Annotated in this window: 1 protein-coding gene; it reads right to left on the bottom strand. The window is 39.1% G+C overall.

The window, feature by feature from the left end; translation table 11 throughout:
- Positions 1-2,270 (bottom strand): beta strand repeat-containing protein (locus tag I600_RS19360; RefSeq protein WP_082643037.1); only part of this gene is annotated, 2,270 nt, incomplete at both ends.

Genomic DNA, 2,270 nt, shown 5'->3' with positions numbered 1-2,270 from the left:
CACCTGCAGGACCTGAATCTGGATCTACCCAAGTATATGTTCCTGAACCATCAGTAGAAAGTACTTGACCGTTATTTCCTCCAGTTGGCAACTCTATTTCGTTTTGATTGTCATTATCGCCATCTACATAGTCGACAGTAAAATTACCATTTCCGTCATCGGTAACAGTTATGTCATTTGCTCCTATTACAGTTTCTCTATAATCTGATAAATCTATAGCCGTTGCAGTTGGGTCGTTGGTCAATGTTAGATTATCTCCCGTTAAAGAAAGATCTTGACTGTCCGTTCCTAAATCACTTAAAGGAACATCAAAATCAGTACCCGCTTCGGTAATACGAAGATTAGTACCCACAACTCCAAAAGAAGTTATTAGCTCGTTGGTATCACTAGCATCTCCTGGTGTAGCACTACCACCTACTGGTTGCCATGCACCAGAATCGTATACATAAAGTTGACCACTAGCAGTGTCTACATAAGTGGTACCTTCCGCAGGTGAACCTGTTGGACCGCCTGTACCTCTTTGTGTTAATTCGTTTGTGGAGTCGTTATCACCATCTATATAATCAACAGTATAGTTTCCGTTACCATCATCGGTTACCGTTATATCATTGGTACCAATTACCGTTTCATTTAAAGATGATAAATCTACTGTTACATCTGTTGTTCCTTCACTTATGGTAAGTTCGTTACTTGCGTCTAAAACTGCTGCAGTAATATCATCATCTGTTTGCCCTGCCAATTCAGCCAAAGCACCTTCTACATCTGTTGAAGTAAAGTTATTTGCACTATCCGTAATATCTACCTGTGATGCATTCTGAATCTCATTGGTATCACTCTTATCGCCATCTACATAATCAACAGTATAGTTGCCATTACCATCATCGGTTACGGTGATATCATTTGTTCCCGTTACAGTTTCCCTATAATCTGATAAATCTATTGCTGTAGCTGTTGGGTCATTTGTCAATGTTAGATTATCTCCCGTTAATTGTAAATCTTGATTATCCGTGCTGTTTGCTGCCAATTCTGCCAAGGCACCTTCTACATCTGTTGAAGTAAAGTTATTTGCACTATCCGCAATATCTACCTGTGATGCATTCTGAATCTCATTGGTATCACTCTTATCGCCATCTACATAATCAACAGTATAGTTGCCATTGCCTTCATCGGTTACCGTTATATCATTTGTTCCCGTTACAGTTTCCCTATAATCTGATAAATCTATTGCAGTAGCTGTTGGGTCGTTGGTCAATGTTAGATTATCTCCCGTTAAAGAAAGATCTTGATTATCTGTGCTGTTTGCTGCCAATTCAGCCAAAGCACCTTCTACATCTGTTGAAGTAAAGTTATTTGCACCATCCGCAATATCTACCTGTGATGCATTCTGAATTTCATTAGTATCACTCTTATCACCATCTACATAATCAACAGTATAGTTTCCGTTACCATCATCGGTTACCGTTATATCATTGGTACCAATTACCGTTTCATTTAAAGATGATAAATCTACTGTTACATCTGTTGTTCCTTCACTTATGGTAAGTTCGTTACTTGCGTCTAAAACTGCTGCAGTAATATCATCATCTGTTTGCCCTGCCAATTCAGCCAAAGCACCTTCTACATCTGTTGAAGTAAAGTTATTTGCACTATCCGTAATATCTACCTGTGATGCATTCTGAATCTCATTGGTATCACTCTTATCGCCATCTACATAATCAACAGTAAAGTTGCCATTGCCATCATCGGTTACGGTGATATCATTTGTTCCCGTTACAGTTTCCCTATAATCTGATAAATCTATAGCCGTTGCTGTTGGGTCATTTGTCAATGTTAGATTATCTCCTGTTAATTGTAAATCTTGAATTTCATTGGTATCATTATTTACGAACGGAGTCAAATCTATAACGTTTGAAGCTTCACCATTCACTGTACTAACCAGTTCATTACTTCCATTTAAACTAAGTGAATTAATATTAACTATTGGAACCCCTGCTCCGGTAACACCATTGACCGTTGTCGATAAAGTGTTTCCTGTACTTGTGTTGGATACCGTAGTTGCCGGAATCAAGGTACTTGGGTCTATATATTCCCAATCCGTACCATTCCATTGAATCATTTCTCCGGCATTGTTACCATCGGCAAGATCAGCCGTTCCTACCGAACCATCGGTAATGTTTTCAGTGTTTATGGAATTATCAGCTATTTCGGCATTGGTAATACCGTCTGCGGCTACATCCAAGGTAAAAGGACTTACCGTAGTACCAGCTCCT

This window comes from Maribacter dokdonensis DSW-8 (assembly GCF_001447995.1).
Taxonomy (GTDB): domain Bacteria; phylum Bacteroidota; class Bacteroidia; order Flavobacteriales; family Flavobacteriaceae; genus Maribacter; species Maribacter dokdonensis.
This window is presented reverse-complemented; position numbering and strand designations above follow the sequence as displayed.